Below are 22,114 nucleotides of genomic sequence, written 5' to 3'. Positions count from 1 at the left end.
GAAAATTTCAGATGTTAGAAAATTTAGAGTTTACGGTTAATTGTCAACTACATTCTGTTAGTTGTCACCCTGGTAGTAGTCTTTTAAGTTTGTTGCGTCAATTGGGTTATTTTGGTGTACACCGGGTTTGTGATGCGGGTGATTGTGGTGCCTGTACGGTTTGGGTAAATGATACTCCTATTCATAGTTGCATTTATCCGGCTATGCGTGTTCAACATCAGGCGGTCACGACTATTGCAGGGTTGGCAAAAAATGGTATACTAACCCCTATGCAGCAAGCTTTTTTGCAAGCTCAGGGTTTTCAATGCGGTTTCTGTACTCCTGGCATGATTATGAGTGCGGCTAAGTTACCGTCATTGTCCCTAGATGAGTTACCTTTGGCTTTGAAAGGTAATCTCTGTCGCTGTACTGGCTATCAAGCTATTATTGAGAGTATTTCATTATCTGCTAATTCCCTAGTCCCCAATACCCAGTCCCCAATACCCAGTCCCCTCGGACAAAGTGTTGCTAAACAAGATGGGGAAGCTATAGTCACGGGGAGGGCATCCTATTCAGGTGATATTGTACCACCAGGGTTATTACATTTGCAAGTGGTGCGATCGCCTCATCCCCACGCCCGTATTCGTCACATTGACACCAGCAAAGCTCAAGCTTTACCGGGTGTGGTGGCAATTTTCACCCATGCAGATGTCCCTAGAAAAGCATATACCACCGCCGGACACGCTGAACCTGTGCCTGATCCGTTAGATCATTACTTGTTAGATTATAAGGTGCGATTTGTAGGCGATCGCGTGGCGGCTGTTGTCGCTGAATCACCCAGTATTGCTGCACAAGCTTGTGAATTAATAACTGTTGATTATGAAATTCTCCCTCATGTAATTTCACCGACTGAAGCTATGAATGGTGGTGTAGTTATTCATGATGAACCAGAATCAACACAAATTCCTGATCGAAATCACAACATTTCTGGACAAATTTTCCTAGAATCTGGTGATGTAGAACAGGGATTTACTCAAGCTGATTTGATTCTGGAAAACACCTATAATTTACCAGCAGTTCAACACGTTCATCTTGAACCACACATAACTATTAGTTGGTTAGAAGCTGACGGTACATTAGTTGTCCGTTCTAGTACCCAAGTACCTTTTCACTGTCAGCGTCTACTCTCCCAACTGTTTGATTTACCTTTAGAAAAAATTCGCGTTTATAAAGCACAAATTGGTGGAGGTTTTGGCAACAAACAAGAGATACTATCAGAAGACCTTTGTGTTTTAGCTACTTTACGTACAGGTAAACCAGTACAGTGGGAGTTTAGCAGAAAAGAAGAATTTACTGCTACGAATAGTCGTCATGCAATGACAATTAAAATTAAAACGGGTGTGCAAGCAGATGGTACAATTATCGCTCAAGATTTAGAAGTAATTGCTAACACTGGTGCGTATGGTAATCATGGGCAAACCGTGTTATTTTTATCCGGTTATATCCCACTAGGTTTATATCGATGTCCCCATCAAAGATTTCGAGGATTTGCTGTTTATACTAATACCATGCCTGGGGGTGCATTTCGTGGTTATGGTGCAACCCAAGGAACTTTTGCAATGGAAAGTCAAATTGATGAAATCGCTCAACAATTAAATATAGATGTTGTAGAAATGCGACGAAAAAATCTGATTTGTCCAGGGGATGTGATTAGTTTAGGTAAGTCTGATGACCATTTTAATTTAATTGGTAGCTATGCGGTGAATGAATGCTGGGAACAAGTCACTCATGCGCTGGGTTATCTTCCTGGTACATCTCCAAAAATATCAGGTTCACGTCGTCGGGGTGTTGGGTTTGCAGTTTCGATGCAAGGAAGCGGTTTATCGAAAATTCATTTAGCTAAGGTGAAATTATCCCGGTTAGCTGATGGTAAATATGAGTTAAGAACTGGTGCTGTAGATGTGGGAACTGGTTCAGATACAACTTTGCGTCAAATAGCAGCAGAAGTTTTGGGTGTAAATGTGACTGATATTCATATCATCTCTGGCGATACTCAAGCAACACCTTTTGATGCAGGTTCTTATGCTTCCGCGACAATTTATATTTCGGGACAAGCTGTGAAATTAGCAGCAGAAGAACTTTTAAAAACTCATGAGCATACTGTTGAGATTTCCTATGCAGCGAATGAGTCAAGTTTAACTTTTGCTGTGCAAGGTGTAGAAGTAGAAGTTGATATTGAAACCGGAAAAGTAGAAGTTTTAAAATGTGTCCAAGCTATTGATATTGGTAAAGCAATTAATCCCCGTATTTGTCAAGGACAAGCAACTGGGGGTATAGTCATGGGAATTGGTTATGCTTTAACGGAAGAACTAATATTTAATCAGCAAGGATGTATTATCAACCCGACATTACGACAGTATCGCCTACCCACAGCCGCAGATGTCCCACCTATAGAGGTAATATTAATCGAAAAACCTGACCCTCATGGCCCTTTTGGTGCCAAAGGTGTGGGAGAGATTACGATTAATTGTACAGCCCCAGCTATAGCGAATGCGATCGCTCATGCTACAGGTTGCAGACTCCGCCAATTACCCATGACACCCCCAAGAGTCTGGGAAGCAATTCACAATTCAGGTGTTCATGCTTGACTTCTACCAACAACTCGCCATATCCTTAAAACAAGGTGCTGTAGTGTTAGCCACTGTCATCAGTACCAACGGTTCAGTACCCAGAGAAGTCGGCGCGAAAATGTTGATCACCGCCGATGGAAAAACTTATGGTACAATTGGCGGCGGTGCTGGAGAAGCGAAAGTTTATCAAACAGCTTTGCAAGTCTTAGCCACTGGTGTCAAACAATTTGTCGAAATCGATTTATCCGGCGCACCCCATCGCCAAATTCAAGGCGTGTGTGGTGGTACAATGCAGATATGGTTAGAGTTATGGTCAGGTGATAGCAGCTTAAACTTAGTCAACCAAATTATCGCAAATTTCACATCTGGCAAATCGGCAGCGATAATCACACCATTATATATAGATAGTCAACCCTATTTAACCACAGCCGACATTCCCGATTTACCGCAGTTAACAAATCATAGTTTTATTGAACCTTTACTTCCACCGCCAACATTATTAATTATTGGTTGTGGACATATAGCCGTACCTTTAGCGAAAATTGCTAAAATAGCCGGGTTTAAAATTATTGTACAGGATGACCGCCCAGATTTCGCCACGCCAGACAGATTTCCTGATGCTGCTTTGGTGCTAGCTCAACCCATCCAGGAAATACAGGAAATTATCCAGCATATTCCTAATTTATATATTACCTTAGTCACGAGAGGTTATTTACAAGATATCGCCGCCTTACCCATACTCAGCCAGATTAATGCCAAATATATTGGCATGGTTGGCAGTCGTAAGCGAGTCCGTACAGTTTACAAAAGTTTAGATAATCAGAGTAAATTAGCTAAAATATATGCACCTATTGGCTTAGATATTGGTGCTTTAACTCCAGAAGAAATTGCGGTGAGTATCTGCGCGGAATTAATTAAAGTTCGTCGTGGTGGCACTGGGGTATCATTATCTGAGCAGATGGATTAGTTTGTAGTGAGGACTTTAGTCCTCTCTTTTACACACAAACTCAGGCGTTGCTGATTAAATATAAGAATTTGTTTCGCGCATACCGCTAAAGCGGAACCCGAAGGGTAGGCGCAAAGGCGAGCCAGTGCGTTGGGCGGCTCCGCCGACTTGTAGCAACTGGCGTGCAAAGAAATATTTTTGTGTCGTATTCTAAGTCTGGAAGGGTCAAAGTCAGGACTAAAGTCCTTACTACGAACTAATAATGATAAAATTGTTTGGGTATAGCGTTTCAGTATTAATTAGAGATTGTCGAACTTTGCTATTATTCTCGCTGCGGGTAAGTCAACTCGCATGGGTAGTTGTAAAGCTTCCCTACCTTGGGGTGAGGGTAAAACTTTATTGACTTATCAACTGGAACAATGGTTAAGTATAGGTTTTACGCCTGTCGTTGTGCTAGGTTTACATAATGCTGATAGACAAAATGATTGTCTTGTTGGTAGTGTAGCTGTGATTAATCCTCATAGTCAAGCTGGGAAAATCACTTCGATTCTTACAGGGTTAGATTATATTCCGCCAGACTGTCAAATTTTAGCAATTTCCGCAGTCGATCAACCTAGGAAATTAGAGATTTATCAGCGACTTGTACAAGCACATCAAGATAATGATGCTGTGATTACAGCACCGACTTATCAAGGTAAAATGGGACATCCATTGTTGTTCGATCATGGGATGCGATCGCACTTAGCAAACATCAGTGAAGAAACTCTTGGTTTACGTCACGTTATCCAAGAATTTTACAGCGTCATTCATAAGGTTGAATTTGAACATCCGGCTGTGTTGCTTGATATCAACACACCAGAAGATTATAGCTGTGATTAAGAAACGTTGAATTTTTATGATTAGTGGTCTTTAGCATAAAGTAACTGAAGCATGAATGACAAGTAAACAAGCACAAAAAGCAATTAAGATACTGACACAATACGAACGATTGGCAAATAAATATGGTTTAAGATTATCCGATGATAAAATTAAAGAACTAAATACCCTAAGAGATAATGGTTTGATTAAAATATCTAACCTTCCTGCAAAACTTCGTAATGAATTTCCTGGAGAGTTTAGCGAGATGAATCTTAATGAAATTAGAGCCTATCAGGAGTAAGATAGATAAATTAATGGGGGAAGTAGTATGGTTGTAAGTTTTTACCCAGAACTCGATAACCTCAACATCGAAGATTTAAAGAAAAGTTTTCACTCTCCTCCATTGCCAGGAGAAGATGCAGCGTTGTACTATCAAGAAGTAGCACACCTAATTAAATCTCAAGATGAGGTTGCTGGCAAGAATTTCTTACTGCAAGAAATTAACAATGCAAATACAGAACAATTACAAGCTATTTTATTTGCATTAACAGAGACACCACTAGATAATTCTTCTGATGATACTGATTTATTCTACCTACTTAAGAGTTATCTTGAAGACGAGCGTCCATTAATAGTCATGGAAGCAATAGATGGTTTAAGTAGGTTAAAAGTTAGAGAACCTGTAAAAGACAGTATTTTAAAACTACGCTATCACTTATCTCCTTATGTAAGAAGTAGTGTATTGCGTTTTATGAGACGGTTATATCCTCAACAAGCCTTAAGTTTATTAGTCAAAAGTCTCAACGACCCTGATTATATAGTACGTGAAACCGCAGCTGATGAATTAGGAGAATTAGATAATCCAGAGGTAATTCCTAATTTACAGGAATTAATGCTGAAAGAGTCACACCCTGATGTCAGAGAAGCTGCTAAAATCAGTCTCAATATCCTCAGTTCCACAGTTTCTTAAATTCTAGTGAACTGAAAACCACCTACACCATCTCAAATTCTAATTGCTGACTCTTGAGAAAATCATGAGTGAAATGATCAACTACATTCGTATCAGCTAATTCTAGATTATAGAAATCTACCACATCATGATCAAAATACGGCCCAGCGTGCCAAGTACCTTCATTTAACTTAATAAAACAATTTCCAGGGATACGAAAAGCCGCCATTTCTGCTAAAACTGGTGTATCTAAATCATTATAAGGAGGACACACCGCAATTAACCAATCCTTCCCTTCTAAAGAACCCAAACATTGCGTACATTGCAGATGACGAGTAATTTTATGAAACCTTGTACCCCGCTTATTTAACCGCATAATATAAAAACGTGGCGTACCATTTTGCAAATTTAACTGTGCATCTTCCCCATCAAAAACCTTACCATCTGCACTAGCAAAAATCACCTGTCCATAACGCTGAAAATTTTCTGACGTTATCCATTCCGCCCGTAACTGCTGCACCACTGACGACATACTCATAAAAACCAACCCCTCTCTCTTAAACTCTCTCTCTGCGCCTCTGCGTGAAAAAATCATACCCTTACTCATCAACATCAGCATACCATTTCCACTCACGAGGAATCAAAGAAGCCTGAATTTCCCTATCAGACGGTTGCGTATACCACCAAGCCCAAGCAATCAAAACCGCTTGCAGAGGCAGTCTAATCACTTGAAACCAAATAGAATCCGAATAGGGTATATTTTCTATCTTAATATGATTCACAGCCTGATTAATATTCGCCGGGAAAACCGCAATAAATAACAAAATTACACCCCAAGCTGCGGCTTGACTCACAGGCGGAACTAACAAGCCAATACCGCCTAAAATTTCATAAAAGCCACTCAGATAAACCAAACCCAACGGGTAGGGAAGTTGTGGCGGTACAATTTTAACGTATGGTTGGGGAACGGCAAAATGTGTAATTCCAACTATGATTAGAGATACAGCCAAAATCACCCGTAAGAGTTCTTTACGCTTGTGCATTGATTTTCCCGAAATTCTGTGTTTACCTATACTGTTTCAGTGTGACTACCTGAAGTTAATTTGTCCTCACTCAACAGTCAGAAAATCAGCGCACATCTTCACAAATTACACTTACGACCTTAAAGTATTCTCATAACTAAAATGACTATAAATTTTTAGGTTAGTATATGACTTGCAATTTTAGCCGTCGTCAATTTCTCGTATATGGTTCAGCTACCTTTGCTACCAGCTTGCTATTAAAAGCTTGTAGTAGTAACCAAACGCAAACACCAACAGCGACAAGTGGCGACGCAGGGTTTAAAATAGCGATCGCACTCCCTGGAGTTATCACCGATCAAGCATGGAATCAGTCTGGTTATGAAGGGGTAAACTTAGCTAAACAACAGCTAAATGCAGAAGTCGCCTATGTCGAACAAGTCGCCCAAGCCGACCAAACAGAAGTTTTAACAGACTTTGCTCGTAAAGGTTATAATTTAGTATTCGCCCACGGTGGACAATTTGACGCAGCTATTGAACAAGTCGCCCCACAGTTTCCTAAAACCTTTTTTGTCGGTGTAAATGGCAATCTTCAAGGTGAAAATATCGCCTCTTTAAGAATAGACCATCTGCAAGGTAGTTATTTATGTGGCATCATTGGCGCATCTGTCACTAAATCTAATAAATTAGCTTATATTGCTGGGCAAGAATTCCCCGCAACTCAAGACGAATTACGAGGATTTGAATTAGGCGCGAAATCTGTTAAACCTAACATTCAAATTGTCTCAACCTTCACAGGTGATTGGAATGATGTTGCTAAAGCTAAAGAAGCCACACTTGCTTTAATTTCTGCCGATGTAGACGTAATTTATCAATGGTTAGATAGTGCATCAGCCGCAGTCTTACAAACAGCCAGCGATAAAAATATTTACGCTTTTGGTAATACCAAAGACCAGCTAGATGTCGCACCACAAGCCGTGTTAACCAGTGCGGTTAAACGTTTAGATATAGCAATTTCTTATTTAGCAGAATTAGTTAAAAACCAACAAATCACCGGACAAATCTATAAAATTGGCTTAGAAAGACCAGATATATTGACTTTAGGTAAATTTGGTGTTGCAGCTAATGAAAAAATACAACAAAATGCTTTACAAGTCAAGCAAGAAATTATAGATAAAAAAATTACTTTTGAAAATTGTCAAGACGCAGGTAAAACTACTCGTTGTGTGAAAAAAGCAACAGCTTAAATGGATTTACGTTTAGAAAACATTACCAAACGCTTTGGCTCATTTGTGGCTAACGATAATATTAGCCTGAATGTTGACACTGGCAAAATTCATGCAATTTTAGGTGAAAATGGCGCAGGAAAAACCACTTTAATGAATATTATTAGTGGACTATATCAACCTGATGCTGGAAAAATTTATCTGCAAGATACAGCAGTTAAAATCAACTCACCTCATGAAGCGATTAAACTGGGTATTGGCATGATTCATCAACATTTTATGCTGATACCGCAGTTAACTGTCACTGAAAATATTATCTTAGGTACAGCAAACAATTGGCGGTTAAATCTCCGCCAAAAACAACAGGAAATAGCTGCATTATCCCAAACTTATGGCTTAGAAATTAACCCAGAAGCGAAAGTAGAAGATTTGCCCGTCGGTATCCAACAACGAGTAGAAATTCTCAAGGTGCTGTATCGCCAAGCTAAACTATTAATTCTCGATGAACCAACGGCAGTTCTCACACCACCGGAAGTAGAATCATTAATTAATATCTTACGCCAATTAGCTGCTGCTGGTAACACAATTATTTTTATCAGTCATAAGTTAGAAGAAGTGATAAATCTCTGCGATACGGTGACAGTATTGCGACGGGGTAAAGTCATCGCCAATACAAACACTCAAGACGCAACACCGCAGCAGTTAGCAGAATTAATGGTAGGGCGTGAAATTGCTTTAAAAATTGATAAATCTGCACCATCACCGGGAGAGGTAATATTATCTGTTCAGGGTTTGCAAGTTGCAGACGATAGGGGTGTTTTGGCTGTGCGTGATGTGTCGTTTCAACTACACGCCGGGGAAATTTTAGGGATTGCGGGTGTAGATGGAAATGGACAAAAAGAATTAGCCGATGCGATAACAGGTTTAAGAAAGATAAAGACGGGGAAAATTGAATTACCAGCGAGGAAGGGAGTAGGATATATACCCGAAGATAGACAAAAAATGGGTTTAGTGTTGCAGTTTAATATTGCCCAAAACCTAATTTTAAAAGCTTTTAAAAACTTACCGTTTTGTCGTCGTTTTTTATTGCAATCGGCCGCTATTAAACATCATACCACAAACGCCATGCAAATATTTGATATTAGAGCGACAGGGGAAGATATACAAGTAAGTCAACTTTCCGGGGGAAATCAGCAAAAAGTAGTTTTGGCGAGAGAATTGACAGGAGAACCCGATTTAATCGTCGCCATGCAAGCGACAAGGGGGTTAGATGTAGGCGCGACAGGTGCAGTACATTCACGCTTGTTAACAGAACGCGATCGCGGTGCCGGAATATTGTATATTTCGACTGAGTTAGAAGAAGTCATCGCCATGAGCGATCGCATTGCGGTAATCTACAGAGGTGAGTTTGTGACGATACTAGATGCAGACACAGCCACAGTAGAAGAAATTGGTTTATTAATGGCTGGGGGGATGACAAGAGAAAACATCTAATATAAGCTGAAACTTTGATTTCCCAATTTTGTGGTTGATTGACTTTTTTAGTTGATGAGTTTGTCCTAGTATCACATAATGGATTGCCAGATTGATGGTAGTTTATTCTTGCACAAACTCCTAAATCTCAATTGCCATACAAACCATGACACTCAATTTATATTTACTGCGACATGGAGAAACTACCTTTAGTCAAAGTGGTAATTTCTGCGGTGCAACTGATGCAGAATTAACACCAGAAGGAATACAGATGGCTGAGAGTTTTGCCAATACATATCAAAAATTGAAGTGGGAAGCCGTCTATGTTAGCCCGATGAAGCGCACAGTAGCAACAGCCAAACCGCTTTGTGAAGCTATTGGAATGGATATGCAATTGCGTGACGGAATCAGAGAAGGTAGTTATGGCGAATGGGAAACCAAGAGTAAATCCTTTGCTCAAGAGAACTACCCAGAAAACTATCTAAAATGGATGACAGAACCCGCTTGGAACGCACCCATAGGTGGAGAAACGGCGGTAGAGATTGCTAACCGTTCTATGCCAGTAATTGCGGAAATTCAAGAAAAACATCCCCAAGGTAACGTCTTAGTAGTTTCCCATAAAGCCACGATTCGGATTATGCTTTGCAGTTTACTAGGAATTGATTTAGGACGCTATCGCTACCGAGTAAATATTCTAGTAGCGTCAGTAAGTATGGTAAAATTTGACGTAAATGGCCCCCTATTAGAAACATTAGGCGATCGCCATCACATACCAGAGCATCTTCGCTGCCGTCAGGGAACATAACAGATAAAACTATCTGCGTTTATCTGCGTCCATCTGCGTTCAAATATTCATAAAGCCATTCTTGTAAAAGTTCCCATTCCAGATATTGCTCGACACTGATTTTTGGAAGTAGAGGGGTAGCAACCATCGCATCATGAGCAAAACCAAGCGTGCTAAATTCCTGCTACCAATATTATCACCCCTAATTGCCATTACCTGCGCCCTGATAGTCGGTGCAATTCTCATTGCCCTAGCAGGTGCAAACCCCATCACCGCTTACACAGCCTTATTTCAAGAATCCCTGACTACCTACTTCGGCTTAGGGAACACCCTCACCAAAATGACACCACTGCTATTTACCAGCTTAGGCGTATTAGTAGCACTAAAAGCAGGTCAATTTAACATCGGTGGCGAAGGACAAATTTACCTTGGTGCATTAGGAAGCACATTAATCGGTTTATACACTCCCCAACTACCTGCATTGATTCATATACCCTTAGCACTCTGCGCTGGATTTTTGTTTGGTGCAGTGTGGGGTGGAATACCTGGTTATCTCAAAGCAGTCAAGGGAATTAACGAAGTGATCACCACCTTGCTACTCAATTACATCGCCGTCAACTTAGTGAGCTACCTAGTACAGCATCCCTTAAAAGCACCAGCCGCACCCAGTCCTTACTCACCAATCATAGCGAAATCAGCACAACTACCAATCATCTTACCCCAAAGTTTAGCCCATGCTGGAATCGTGCTGAGTTTAATAGCCGCCGGGATCTTGTGGGTGATATTAGAGCGATCGCCCCTAGGATACCAAATCGCCGCCGTCGGATTCAACCCCATAGCCGCCCGTTACGCCCGAATTTCCGTAGAAAGCACCATCATCCTAGTCATGGCTGTAGCAGGTGGTTTAGCCGGATTAGCCGGCGCATCAGAAGTCATGGGCTTAAAGTATCGCTTATTTGAACAAATCTCACCCGGTTATGGCTTCGATGCCATTGCGATCGCCTTCTTAAGTCGTGGTAGTATTAGCGGAGTCATCTTAACATCCCTATTTTTCGCCACCCTTCGCAGTGGTGCCAACGTCATGCAACGCAGCGCAGGAGTACCCCTAACCGTAGTGTACGCCATCCAAGGATTAACCGTCCTATTTATCGCCATCAGCCTCGCCATCGAAACAAAAATCAGAATCAAAACACAAAGTAACACAGAGGCTTAACGCAAAGTACCCTCCGCGAACCTCCGCGTTTAAAAAGAAGTTTATGATTTCTGACTACCTCATCGCCAGTTTACGTTTAGCCATACCCCTAACCTTTGCAGCCCTTGGGGGGATGTACTCAGAACGCTCAGGAGTGCTAAATATCGCCTTAGAAGGCATGATGTTAACAGGAGCTTTCACAGGCGCATCTGTCACATTTTACACAGGTAATCCCTGGCTGGGAGTAACAGCCGCCTTGCTAACTGGGGGTTTAGTCGGATTACTCCATGCTTTTTTAAGTATAACTTTATACGTTGACCAATTAGTTTCCGGGTTAGCGATTAATTTAGTAGCGGCTGGCTTCACCTCGTTTTTAGCGCGGTTAGTATTTAACGGTAGTAGCACTCAAAGACTACCAGGAATAGAACCGATAATCATGCCTGGGTTAGCTGATATTCCCATCCTCGGCGCGTTATTATTTCAGCAAGATATCCTAGTCTATTTTTTGCTGGCGGTGGTGCTTGCAAGTATTTATGTTTTATATCATACCAGCTTTGGTCTAACTTTGCGGGCGGTGGGGGAATATCCCCAAGCGGCGGCGACTTCTGGGGTATCAGTGGCAATGGTGCGATACTGTGCTGTAATTCTCAGTGGTTGTCTTGCCAGTTTGGGAGGAGCTTATCTAGCTTTAGTGCAGGTACAATTCTTTAGTGAAGGGATGAGTGCAGGTAAAGGATTTATTGCGATCGCCGCCGTTATCTTTGGCAGATGGCATCCTCTCGGTATTAGTTTAGCTTGTTTGCTGTTTGGCGGGACGGAAGCTTTACAGTTACGCATTCAAGGCTTGGGTGTGAATATCCCTTATCAATTTCTAGTCATGTTACCTTATGCGATCGCCTTATTCGCCTTACTCGGACTCGCTGGTAAATCTACACCTCCAAAAAGTTTAGGTGTTCCTTATTTGCCAGAAAACCGTCAAAATAATTAAATTACACGACATTTCTGATTAATTCATCTCTGGAGTCTCCCGTAGGGCAGGCTAAAATGATCATGGGATTGTAGCTGCTGTGACCAATTTTGCTTTTTCCCGTTTGACTTTGCTAAGATGCCTGAATGTTACAAAAGCAACATCACCAAAACACTAAACCCGGATGGTCTTTGGATGAGCGAGATCCCCAGTTTATCCAATCTATCATGCCCCTGTTGGGTCTGTTATACCATTATTATTTTCGCGTGCAAACCAGTGGCTGGCATCACATCCCACAGGAAAAAGTCTTAATCGTCGGTTCCCACAATGGCGGACTAGCAGCCCCGGATATGCTGATGATGATGTATGACTGGTTTTGCCGATTTGGCGTAGAACGGCCTGTTTATGGGTTAATGCACCCGAAAGTCTGGGAAGTTACCCCCCAAGTAGCGCAAATGATTGCTAAGACTGGTGCGATTATCGCACATCCGAAAATGGCGATCGCCGCTTTACGTTCTGGTGCTAGTGTCCTAGTCTATCCCGGTGGCGCAGAAGACGTTTTTCGACCGCATTCTTTGCGTAACAAAATCTATTTTGCTGGACGACAAGGATTTATCAAGCTAGCATTACGGGAAAATGTGCCAATTGTACCGGCGATTTCTTATGGAGCGCATGATACACTAATTGTATTAGCTGATTTATACAAATTCATGCAACGCTTGCATGAGTGGGGGATGCCTTGGTTATTTAATGTTGATCCCGAAGTATTTCCCATTTATGTAGGTTTGCCTTGGGGATTAGCTATCGGGCCATTACCCAACATTCCCTTCCCAGTATCGATTCAAACACGGGTGTGTCCACCAATTGTGTTTGCCCGGTATGGCACAGAAGCAGCGAGCGATCGCCAGTATGTCAATGAATGCTATGAATTAGTTAAAAGTAAAATGCAGCAAGAATTAGATCAGTTAGTAATGCTCCATCAAAAACGTTAAAATACCTCATAAAAAAGGCAGAGGAGAGAAGATATGTCAACTTCTTCCTCCTGCCTGTGGTGATCTACCGCAAAAGATTAGCTCTTGCTAATACGCTGTCCTAATAGTTCTTTTGCCCGATTTGCTAGTCGGCAATTCGTATCTTTTACCTCTTGGAAAAAGTTGGCTAAGTCTTTATCTCCACAGGCATTAGCATCTTGAACATATTGTTCATAGACTGCGGCACCTTCGAGAGAGTGGTAAATCACACTAATCAAATCGAAGTGTTCGTTTTTAGTGCCTGTATTCGACTCAGCTTTATTCATTACTGTTGCCATCTTGGTACTCCTATCTTGAAATTAAAGTTCATGACATGAATACAAGCCTAGGAAATCTCAGAGTAATTTTCCTTCATTCTCAAGATAGAAGCATCATAATATGACGAATTATCAAATTTTGTGAAAATAAAATTGAATTTACCGGAGTAAATTAGGTAGGCAAAAAGGCTTGATTAACAGAATTTTAGCAATAATTTGGGGAATTTGCAGATGTAATCAACTAATAAAAAACCCAATCACCAAATTTCAGCATGAATCCCCTAGTAAATCCTTGTATCTAGTAGATATGAACGTTGAAGTAACCTAACTCAAGTGTTGTGAACTGGCCATCATTGGTGAGCGATCGCCGGTTATAGTAAAGTGACGGTTAGTCGGGCGATCGCCGTCACCCAGGTAGGCATGAAACAACAGCAAACGGTCACAACTCCTGATGCTTTTAGCCCGTATGATCAACCGTTTGTAGAGACGCATTAAGAGTTGTGATACATGACTGAGTGCTAATTAATATAAAGCAAAATAAAATATCAAAAATACTAAGCAAGCATACTTATGTGGTCTTCAGAGGGCAAACCAGCTGATACCGGAGCAAGTAGACAGCAATTGCTCCAAACAACTCCCAACTATGGCGAACAGGAACCTGAACCTGAGCAAATATTTCAACTGATTGATAGTCTCTTATCCTTTGAAGCTTGTCTGTATCATCAAATCTTGCCTCTGAGGATAGAAAACAATCAGCTATCGTTAGGGATGGTACACCCAGAAGATAGCGGGGCTTTAGATTATGTCAGCCGCATTGTGTCCTATCTCAATTACATCATGGTGACACAAGCAATAGCCGCCGACACCCACCGCAATCTTCTCTCAGCCTACCTCAACTATAAAAATACATTTCCCCTAGAACCCCAACCAGCAGCACAACCAACATTACCAGGCGTTGCACAACAGAATACACAGACAACAGCCGAACAACAGAGGCACTCACCAAATACTGATCACTCTTGTGGGCAGTCAACAGATTGTTGTGTTCCCCCAACTGCCGCGAATTCCACTCAAAATTCTGGCGTTGTTCCAACTAACAATCATCAAATAGAAGAAAGCGTAATTTTCAACAGTGTGACTGTGTTACAGGTGGACGCTACAGATATATCTAGCAGTCTAGAAACACTTGTACATTTACCACCGAAAAAATTATTAGAAGAACTACTAGGGCGAGTATTAAGTGGCGGAATTGGTCGTCTATATTTAGAAAGACAACCCTACCAAGGAAGAATTCTTTGGAGTGACAACGGAGTTGTGCAGACTGTATTAGAAAATCTGCCCCTCTCAGTTTTTCAAGGGGTACTCAACGAATTAAAGCGTTTTGCGGCTTTTCCGGTGACTAGATTAACAGAACCAAGACAGATAGAGAAAGAATGCTTATATCAACAAAATCTTGTGTTATTACGTATCCGGGTGATGCCAGGAGTGAACGGCGAAGAGGCGACATTACAAGTGCTACGAGGAGCCGCTTTAAAATTTTATCAAAAACAACAGTTAGCCCATCTCCGTCGAGATGTGATTGGAATTGCTCAACAACTCAGCCATAAATTGCATGAATTGCACCAAAGACTGTTGCTGAATCCTAGCCGTAAATCAGAACAATCAGAAGCCATAACTGCGCTCAATCGCTTAGTAGAAAACCTCGATCAACAAATCAAAACACTGACAGCAAATAAGCAGTTACCAAGAGATGATCAATCCTAGTTTTGTCAGTAGAACCTCTGATTGCGATCTGCTACACAATTGTTATCTTGTAATTTAAAGCTAGAGTATCTTCTAGAGATATTCCAGTTAAATTTATTACATACTTTTTGTGGCATTTCTTGTCAGATTGTAGTTGGAAAACTTCAAAATAGCCGTTAATTTTCCCTTTCCAAATTTATTTTTAGTAGATATTACATGCAAACAGAGGTTTTTAGTGATATTTTCCCCTTATTGAGTACAGCCAACCCACAAACCTTAGAATGGCTGATCAACGTGGCAACTGAACACGAATATCCAGCCGGCAGGGCTGTAGTCATGGAAGATGCTTGGGGTAACGCAGTTTACTTCATAGTTACTGGCTGGGTGAAAGTCCGACGCACCTGTGGCGATCATGCTGTGGCTTTGGCAATTTTGGGTAGAGGTGATTTCTTTGGCGAAATGGCGATTTTGGATGAGTCTCCACGGTCTACAGATGTGGTTTCTCTGTCAACAGTAAAATTACTGAGTATTTCCAGAGAAAGGTTTATTCAAATTCTGTTTAAAGATCCCCAGTTACATCACCGAATGCTGCAATTAATGGTGCGGCGATTACGACAGATTAACCAACGCTTACAACTGAGGTCTTCACCACCTGCTGTCAAACTCGCCCATACCCTAGTGAGTTTAGGCGAAAGCTATGGTTATGAATTAGACACAGGTAAGGAAATTTTTAATATACCTTTTAAGGATTTAGCAGAGGTGACAGAAATTAGCCTGGAAGAAACAACTAAAATTATGGAAAAACTGCATGAAAAAGGTTGGATCAAAATTGACAATGCCAACAGCACTATTGAACTCATCAACTTTAAACATTTGATGAATCTGGCAGGCAAGGTCGGATGATCACTTGAGCCTGATGGTTGATTGATTAATTAAATCTTCTTGGTTAATTTTATGAGTTAATAAGTATAATATCTGAATAATTTAATATTTATTTTATAAATGCCCTAGAAAAAGTCGTGTTTTGTTGATATAAGTCAGATGCTCTAGTGTTTGATCTAGAATCAACAGCCTTGGGTAATTTCACCAAGGGTGTTCTTTCTCAGGTTATCTTTGTTGTAGTATCTGGTTTGATTGCATCTCTGAGTGCTGAGTCAATAGTGAATAACTATTGACTATTGACCGTGAACTATTAACTATTATCTATGGACTGACTTTTGACTCGGAATTTATCACTCTAAACTACAGATGACTGAAGCAACAGCACCTCGTATCGATATTGGCGTTCAGGAAACCGTGCCGACGATTCATTATCAGGTGGCAATGCCCCAACCAGAAACGCATCTATTTGATGTCAGGTTACAAATTGTAAACCATACGTCATCAATTCTTGACTTAAAAATGCCGGTATGGACACCAGGATCATACTTGGTGCGAGAGTACGCCAAGAACTTACAAGACTTTAGTGCTTGTGCCGGAGAGCAGCCTTTACCTTGGCGGAAAATTAGTAAAAACCACTGGCAGATCACTAAAGAAGGTGTCTCAGAAGTAACAATCAGTTACCGCATCTTTGCCAATGAGCTATCAGTAAGAACAAATCATTTAGACACTACCCACGGTTATTTTAACGGGGCTGCTCTGTTTTTGCAACCACTGGGTTGCGAAAATCTACCTATACGGGTCACAGTCGTACCACCTCATCCTCATTGGTTAGTCACTACTGCCTTACCTACAATTGGTGAGCAGTCTCATACTTTCTACGCTGCTGATTTTGATACCCTAGTTGATAGTCCTTTTGAAATCGGTGAACACCAGTTACATCACTTTCAGGTGTTAGGCAAACCCCATGAATTAGCAATTTGGGGACAGGGAAATTTTCAAGTCCAGCCACTAATTAGGGATATTGAAAAAATCATCGCAGTCGAAGCCGAGATATTTGGCGGTTTGCCCTACGATCGCTACATCTTTTTAGTACACTTGTTTGCTCAAGCCTATGGCGGATTAGAGCATAAAAACTGTTGCTCTTTGATTTATCAACGGTTTGGATTTCGCTCTCAAGATAAGTATGAACGTTTCTTGCAATTAGTAGCCCATGAGTTCTTTCACTTGTGGAACGTCAAACGCATTCGTCCCAAACCTCTAGAACTGTTTAATTACGACCAAGAGAGCTACACAACGTCTCTATGGTTTTGTGAAGGCACAACAAGTTACTATGACTTGCTGATTCCTTTACGCGCAGGAATTTATGATGCCAAGTCATACTTAAATTACTGGAGTAAAGAAATTACTAGATTTCTGACGACACCAGGGCGTAAGGTGCAATCGCTATCTGAATCCAGTTTTGACGCTTGGATTAAACTCTATCGCCCAGATGCTAATAGTAATAATTCCCAAATTTCCTACTACTTGAAGGGAGAAATGGTTTCCTTATTGCTAGATTTGCTGATTAGGGCGCGTCATCACAATCAGCGTTCCTTGGACGATGTGATGCGGCAAATGTGGTATGAATTTGGGCAAGCAGAAATTGGCTATACTCCCGAACAGTTACAGGCTGTAATCGAATCTGTCGCCGGTGTAGATTTGACAGATTTCTGTGAACGCTACATTGATGGCACTGACGAATTACCATTTAATGAATACCTCAAACCTTTTGGGTTGCAGGTGGTAACAGAAAAGGAAGAAGAACCTTACTTTGGGGTGAAGGTAAATACTGAACATGGAAGGGAAACTATTAAATTTGTGGAAGCAGGTTCCCCAGCACAAATAGCAGGAATTGACGCAGGTGATGAGTTGCTAGCGATTGGCGGCATTAAAGTCACAGCCCATCAGTTGAGCGATCGCCTCAAAGATTATCAACCAAATGATACAATTGAGGTGACAGTTTTCCATCAAGATGAATTGCGTACCTATACTGTCACCCTAGCTCAACCACGCCCTACCAAATATCAGGTTTTGCCTATCAAGAATGCTGAACCCATCCAACAAGAAAATTTTGCTGGCTGGTTAGGTGTACCTTTCTCCACTGTTTGTTAATCAAGTTAACATTTCTTTTGATATCTAAAAATAAAGTCAGCCTGAAAACTCATCCAAGGCTGACTTTATTTTTAACTTGCCATTTAGAAAAATAAATGCCACAAATGTATGTAAATTCTGCAACGTTAGTAAAATTCAGGAAAGCACAATGGCAAACTTTGAAATTATTGAAAAAGAGAGTTTGCGGTTAGTTAAAATAACTTTGCAAAACGAAACAGTACGCACAGAATCAGGTGCTATGTACTATATCCGTGGCAACATCACAATGCAATCGCAAGCCCCGTCAGCAGGTGGATTTTTAAAATCTCTAGCCACAGGAGAAAATATTTTCCGCCCGACTTATACAGGTACAGGTGAATTATATTTAGAGCCTTCTTTGTCTGGGTATCACATTTTAGAATTAGATGGAGATGAATGGATTTTAGATAGTGGTGCTTATTGGGCAAGTGATGGGACAATAGAAGTAGGAATTGAGCGCAACAAATTTATATCTGGCTTAATTGGTGGTGAAGGTTTATTTCAAACCAAAGTTAAAGGTAGAGGTAAAGTGGTCATGGTAGCGCAAGGGCCAGTAGAGGTGATACACTTGCGAAATGAGCGATTAGTAGTGGATGGTAACTTTGCGATCGCTCGCACACCTAGCTTAAATTACCGCGTGGAAAAAGCCACCAAATCTCTATTAGGTTCAATGACTTCTGGTGAATTTTTAGTCAATACTTTTGAAGGAACTGGTACTGTATTAATTACACCTGTACCTTATTGGCAAGTGATGATGTTACGCCAAATCATCTCCACCATTCCCAAAAATTCTAGATAATAATCATCAATTAATTTGAAAATACAAGGAATTAAAATTTAAGCATTTATATGAGTCATCATTTATCTTAAGATTTTAATTCCTTTTATCCGATTACTTAGTCAAGAAAACTATGCTAATTACGTTATGCTTTCTATGCAATTGCCAAGCAAGCAAAGTTATTTAACATTCGGGGTTCATCAACTAGGGGTAGGTTTACAGATATCATCAATTATTAACGAGCATATCAGTAAACCCGCCCCTAATTAACCCAGAGAATGACACATCATATATTAAAAGCCACTAAATCAACAGTGCATCTAGGGGGTTTTTCCCATCTGCTAGAACCTGCACTGACGATTGATTCAGGTGACACCATTGACGTAGAGACTTACACAGGTTACTACATTTACGACAAAGCACCACCAGAGTTTCTCACACCAGAATTTCTGGATATTTGCCAAAACCTAGCACCAGAACGCAAAATAGCAGCAGGCCCCCATTTACTCACAGGGCCGATTTATTTACGGGATGCCGAACCAGGGGACGTTTTAGAAGTAAAATTAGAAGCGATCGCACCCAGATTACCAGTAGGTTTCAACGCCATTCGTTCCGGTTGGGGAGCCTTACCGCATCAATTTACTCAACCAGCGTTGCGGTTCATTCCCTTAGACTTAGTGAACAACACAGCCGAATTTCCCCACAACAGCAAGATTAAAATCCCACTCAAACCTTTTTTTGGTATCCTTGGTGTCGCAACTCCAGAAGATGCTCGCTCTTCCATTCCCCCAGGCTGTTACGGTGGTAATATTGATAACCGCGAACTACAAGCAGGCTCTCGTTTGTTCCTACCTGTTTTCGTTCCGGGTGCCTTATTTTCCATTGGTGATGGACATTCAGCACAGGGAGACGGCGAAGTTAACGTTACCGCCATCGAAACTTCCATGAATGGCCGCATTCAAATTAAACTCCGCAAAGATTTGCAACTAACAACACCCATAGCAGAAACACCAACTGATATTATCACAATGGGATTTGCTGCCACTTTAGATGCAGCCTTAGAATTAGCTCTCAAAAATATGATTGATTTTTTAGAGCATTTTGTAAATTTGACTCCAGAAGATGCCTATGTTTTATGTAGTTTAGCGGTGAATTTTCGCATCACACAAGTTGTCAACAGTCCACATAAAGGTGTTCATGGACTGTTACCCAAAGCAATCTTGTCACATAAAATCAGTTTATAGTTAACCACACAATTTACAGTTTTCCATGTCTAATTTACTCATTCAACTGTTGCTGATTGGTTTAGTAGCTGGTGTTGCTGGTGGGATGTTTGGCATCGGTGGCGGTGCAATTATGGTGCCAGCAATGGTGTTGTTATTAGGGTTAGATCAAAAATTTGCCACTGGTACTTCCATCGCTGCTCAAATTTTACCAATTGGACTGTTAGGCGCAGCAGTTTACTATCGTGAGGGCAAAATTGATATTAAATACGCGGCAATCATTGCTTTAGGTTTATTGATTGGAAATCTGTTTGGAGCATTGTTTGCTAATCAACCATTTATTACCAGTGCAACCATGAAAAAGCTGTATGGCATATTTTTGCTACTCATTGGTTTACGGTATTTGGTAGGGCGTTAGGGATTGGAGATTGGGGATTGGGGATTGGGGATTGGGGACTGGGAAAAGAAGAGGAATTGGAGATATGAGCAGGGAGAAATGGCGAAACTCTTCTCCCCCTGCTCCCTGCTCCCTGCTCCCTGCTTCCTGCTCCCCTACCCCTCTAGCTTCCGCATCTCCCTTGTCTTTTTCTACTTACTGCACTCGCTGAGTAGGAAAAGCACCAGGACGTACAGCTAAATTGAGATTCTGCCCGTTGCGTTTTACTTCTACTTGTAATTGTCCGCCAATTTGAGTATTTTCTACTGCTCTTTGAACACTGGTAGCATCTTTGACTGATTGGCCATTGAGTCTTTGAATCACATCACCGGCACGTATCCCCGCTTTAGCAGCTGGTGAATTAGGGACGACTCTGACAATTAAGACACCTTTATCTTCATCCACAGTCAAACCACTATTGGGATCAGAGTTGATATTTTGCTTGATCTGAGGTGTTAAACTCACCATCTGAATACCCAAGTAAGGGTGCTGAACTTTGCCTGTAGCGATCAATTGGTTAGAAATACGTTGTACAGTTTTGATGGGAATGGCAAAACCTAAGCCTTGTGCGCCTCTAATGATGGCTGTATTCATCCCAATCACCTCACCACGGGCATTGAGTAAAGGCCCACCAGAATTACCAGGATTGATAGCTGCGTCAGTTTGAATATATTCTACACGCTTATCAGGCGCGCCGATTTGATTGCTGGAGCGTCCAGTGGCACTGATAATACCTGTTGTCACTGTATTATCTAAACCTAAAGGATTACCAATTGCGATCGCCCATTCTCCTGGTTGTAGGTTGTCAGAATTACCCAATGTGACTGCCGGCAAGTTATCAGCCTGAATCTTCACAACCGCCACATCTGTTAATTCGTCTTTCCCCAATACCTTACCTTGGAAGCTGCGTCCATCCTTGAGTATAACTCTCACCCTATCTGCACCATCCACTACGTGAGCATTGGTGAGAATGCTACCATCACGACTGATAATAAAACCGGAACCTGTACCCCGTTCTACCCTCTCTTGGGCTGGTGGCAGTTGTGAACCAAAGAAGCGACGGAAAAACGGATCATTAAACTCATCCGGTAAAGCTCTTCTCACTGTGCGAGAAGCCTCAATTCTAACTACAGCCGGGCCAACTTTCTGCACCACTTGGGTAACAAAGTTAGCATCTGTACCATTGGGTAAAGGTGGGGCTGCATCTACTCGACTCACAGCCAAGTTAGAAGCAGTTTTAGTCAGTTGCGGATTTCCAGCTAAATAACCACCGGCTAAAGTCATACCTGAGCCTAGCAGCACTAGCGAAAAGGAAGCCGCCGCCTTTTTCCAAGGTGCATGATTCTGGAGTTTGCTATTAGCAGAAATATTATTTAAAGGTTGTGATTCGTCGTGTACTTGGTTTTGCATAGCTGTCTGCAAGGATATTTATTTTATATGTATTCCCTATTGTAGATATCGTTTATGGCAGTTTTGTTGCACGCCTGTTGCAGTGTGATGAAAAATTAGTCATTAGTTATTAGTCATTAGTCATTAGTTATTAGTCATTAGTCATTAGTCATTAGTCATTAG

22 protein-coding genes are annotated in these 22,114 nt (G+C 41.3%); 17 read left to right on the top strand and 5 right to left on the bottom strand.

Going from position 1 to position 22,114, the window contains the following annotated elements:
* Window positions 1–11 precede the first annotated feature (11 nt).
* The 5 genes from A3775_RS13985 (at window position 12) to A3775_RS13965 (ending at window position 5,383) form a co-directional block, all read left to right on the top strand.
* Window positions 12–2,627: a molybdopterin cofactor-binding domain-containing protein gene (locus A3775_RS13985; protein WP_066425462.1), complete on the top strand. Its 2,616-nt coding sequence runs from the start codon at window positions 12–14 to the stop codon at window positions 2,625–2,627.
* Window positions 2,620–3,576 carry an XdhC family protein gene (locus A3775_RS13980; protein WP_066425461.1) on the top strand — a complete coding sequence of 319 codons (957 nt, stop codon included), beginning with the start codon at window positions 2,620–2,622 and terminating at the stop codon, window positions 3,574–3,576. The genes A3775_RS13985 and A3775_RS13980 overlap by 8 nt, the downstream gene beginning before the upstream one ends.
* A 285-nt stretch (window positions 3,577–3,861) precedes the next feature.
* Complete coding sequence (locus A3775_RS13975) at window positions 3,862–4,434, top strand: NTP transferase domain-containing protein (protein WP_231867011.1); 573 nt, start codon at window positions 3,862–3,864, stop codon at window positions 4,432–4,434.
* A 55-nt stretch (window positions 4,435–4,489) separates the two neighbouring features.
* Window positions 4,490–4,714 (top strand): hypothetical protein, encoded by a 225-nt coding sequence (locus A3775_RS13970; RefSeq protein ID WP_066425458.1) that lies wholly within the window; start codon window positions 4,490–4,492, stop codon window positions 4,712–4,714.
* 27 nt (window positions 4,715–4,741) lie between these two features.
* Complete coding sequence (locus A3775_RS13965; protein WP_066425456.1) at window positions 4,742–5,383, top strand: HEAT repeat domain-containing protein; 642 nt, start codon at window positions 4,742–4,744, stop codon at window positions 5,381–5,383.
* A gap of 22 nt (window positions 5,384–5,405) precedes the next feature.
* On the opposite strand, the gene A3775_RS13960 is transcribed toward A3775_RS13965, so the two are convergent.
* Together A3775_RS13960 and A3775_RS13955 are read right to left on the bottom strand one after the other, a co-directional pair.
* Entirely contained in the window at window positions 5,406–5,900 is a 495-nt protein-coding gene (locus A3775_RS13960; protein ID WP_066425580.1) for an ureidoglycolate lyase, read from the bottom strand.
* 61 nt (window positions 5,901–5,961) lie between these two features.
* Window positions 5,962–6,405, bottom strand: a complete 444-nt coding sequence (locus tag A3775_RS13955; protein WP_066425454.1) for a DoxX family protein — start codon at window positions 6,403–6,405, stop codon at window positions 5,962–5,964.
* A 167-nt stretch (window positions 6,406–6,572) separates the two neighbouring features.
* Between A3775_RS13955 and A3775_RS13950 the strand changes: the two genes are divergently transcribed.
* The 6 genes from A3775_RS13950 to A3775_RS13925 all read left to right on the top strand — a co-directional run bounded on the left by A3775_RS13950 (window position 6,573) and on the right by A3775_RS13925 (window position 13,015).
* Entirely contained in the window at window positions 6,573–7,628 is a 1,056-nt protein-coding gene (locus A3775_RS13950; protein ID WP_066425452.1) for a BMP family protein, read from the top strand.
* Window positions 7,629–9,101 (top strand): ABC transporter ATP-binding protein, encoded by a 1,473-nt coding sequence (locus tag A3775_RS13945; protein ID WP_066425450.1) that lies wholly within the window; start codon window positions 7,629–7,631, stop codon window positions 9,099–9,101.
* A gap of 145 nt (window positions 9,102–9,246) precedes the next feature.
* A complete protein-coding gene (locus tag A3775_RS13940) occupies window positions 9,247–9,885 on the top strand; it encodes a histidine phosphatase family protein (protein ID WP_066425448.1) in 639 nt (212 codons plus the stop codon).
* A 133-nt stretch (window positions 9,886–10,018) separates the two neighbouring features.
* Window positions 10,019–11,077, top strand: coding sequence for an ABC transporter permease (locus tag A3775_RS13935; protein ID WP_066425446.1), 1,059 nt, complete (start codon window positions 10,019–10,021; stop codon window positions 11,075–11,077).
* Between the two features lie 43 nt (window positions 11,078–11,120).
* Complete coding sequence (locus A3775_RS13930) at window positions 11,121–12,044, top strand: ABC transporter permease (RefSeq protein WP_066425444.1); 924 nt, start codon at window positions 11,121–11,123, stop codon at window positions 12,042–12,044.
* Between the two features lie 125 nt (window positions 12,045–12,169).
* Window positions 12,170–13,015 carry a lysophospholipid acyltransferase family protein gene (locus tag A3775_RS13925; protein WP_066425442.1) on the top strand — a complete coding sequence of 282 codons (846 nt, stop codon included), beginning with the start codon at window positions 12,170–12,172 and terminating at the stop codon, window positions 13,013–13,015.
* 77 nt (window positions 13,016–13,092) lie between these two features.
* Here A3775_RS13925 and A3775_RS13920 read toward each other — a convergent pair whose 3' ends face one another.
* Complete coding sequence (locus tag A3775_RS13920) at window positions 13,093–13,332, bottom strand: hypothetical protein (protein WP_066380361.1); 240 nt, start codon at window positions 13,330–13,332, stop codon at window positions 13,093–13,095.
* Window positions 13,333–13,635: 303 nt separating this feature from the next.
* Window positions 13,636–13,803: a hypothetical protein gene (locus A3775_RS24285; protein WP_156481637.1), complete on the bottom strand. Its 168-nt coding sequence runs from the start codon at window positions 13,801–13,803 to the stop codon at window positions 13,636–13,638.
* 78 nt (window positions 13,804–13,881) lie between these two features.
* Between A3775_RS24285 and A3775_RS13915 the strand changes: the two genes are divergently transcribed.
* From A3775_RS13915 to A3775_RS13890, 6 genes are all read left to right on the top strand, one after another.
* On the top strand, window positions 13,882–15,075 hold the full coding sequence (locus A3775_RS13915) for a pilus assembly protein PilB (protein WP_066380363.1): 1,194 nt from the start codon (window positions 13,882–13,884) through the stop codon (window positions 15,073–15,075).
* A 195-nt stretch (window positions 15,076–15,270) separates the two neighbouring features.
* Window positions 15,271–15,957, top strand: coding sequence for a Crp/Fnr family transcriptional regulator (locus A3775_RS13910; RefSeq protein WP_066380365.1), 687 nt, complete (start codon window positions 15,271–15,273; stop codon window positions 15,955–15,957).
* A gap of 345 nt (window positions 15,958–16,302) precedes the next feature.
* Window positions 16,303–18,087 (top strand): M61 family metallopeptidase, encoded by a 1,785-nt coding sequence (locus tag A3775_RS13905; protein ID WP_066425440.1) that lies wholly within the window; start codon window positions 16,303–16,305, stop codon window positions 18,085–18,087.
* A 148-nt stretch (window positions 18,088–18,235) separates the two neighbouring features.
* Window positions 18,236–18,904 (top strand): AIM24 family protein, encoded by a 669-nt coding sequence (locus A3775_RS13900; RefSeq protein ID WP_066425438.1) that lies wholly within the window; start codon window positions 18,236–18,238, stop codon window positions 18,902–18,904.
* Between the two features lie 257 nt (window positions 18,905–19,161).
* Window positions 19,162–20,127: an acetamidase/formamidase family protein gene (locus A3775_RS13895; RefSeq protein WP_066425436.1), complete on the top strand. Its 966-nt coding sequence runs from the start codon at window positions 19,162–19,164 to the stop codon at window positions 20,125–20,127.
* A 25-nt stretch (window positions 20,128–20,152) separates the two neighbouring features.
* Window positions 20,153–20,524, top strand: a complete 372-nt coding sequence (locus A3775_RS13890; RefSeq protein ID WP_015138028.1) for a sulfite exporter TauE/SafE family protein — start codon at window positions 20,153–20,155, stop codon at window positions 20,522–20,524.
* A gap of 174 nt (window positions 20,525–20,698) precedes the next feature.
* Here the strand turns inward: A3775_RS13890 and A3775_RS13885 are convergent, their stop codons facing one another.
* Complete coding sequence (locus tag A3775_RS13885) at window positions 20,699–21,952, bottom strand: HhoA/HhoB/HtrA family serine endopeptidase (RefSeq protein WP_066380372.1); 1,254 nt, start codon at window positions 21,950–21,952, stop codon at window positions 20,699–20,701.
* Window positions 21,953–22,114: the final 162 nt, after the last annotated feature.

Source organism: Anabaena sp. 4-3 (genome assembly GCF_001597745.1).
GTDB lineage: Bacteria > Cyanobacteriota > Cyanobacteriia > Cyanobacteriales > Nostocaceae > Trichormus.
This window is presented reverse-complemented; position numbering and strand designations above follow the sequence as displayed.